Below are 345 nucleotides of genomic sequence, written 5' to 3'. Positions count from 1 at the left end.
GGCATGCACGGACCCACCGACATCTCTCCGGTCGGCATGGCCGCCGCGATGCACCTGGGACTGTCGATCCACAACTTCGGCATCCAGGAATACATGTTCCACAGCGAGCAGATCCTGGAGGTGTTCCCGCGCGACTACGAGTTCCGCGCCGGCCGCCTGCATGTCGGTGACAAGCCGGGCCATGGCGTGGAGCTGGACGAGAAGCTCGCCGCGCGCTATCCGTACGTGCCGCGCCAGCTGCCGGTCGCACGGCTGGAAGACGGCGCGATGTGGGATTGGTAAGCATGCGTACCGGCCTGCTCGGATCGATGTCCCGTGCACTGCCGCTGCTGGCGGCGCTGGCCT

The 345-nt window shown here is 67.0% G+C and carries 1 protein-coding gene; it reads left to right on the top strand.

The genetic code is table 11. The annotated features are described in order from the left end of the window. Positions 1-282, top strand: a 282-nt coding sequence (locus R0J87_RS19015; RefSeq protein WP_498888178.1) for an enolase C-terminal domain-like protein, incomplete at its 5' end; no start/stop codon positions are given. Positions 283-345 lie beyond the last annotated feature (63 nt).

Source organism: Halomonas sp. SIMBA_159, from assembly GCF_046536035.1.
Taxonomy (GTDB): Bacteria; Pseudomonadota; Gammaproteobacteria; order Pseudomonadales; family Halomonadaceae; genus Vreelandella; species Vreelandella venusta_A.
This window is presented reverse-complemented; position numbering and strand designations above follow the sequence as displayed.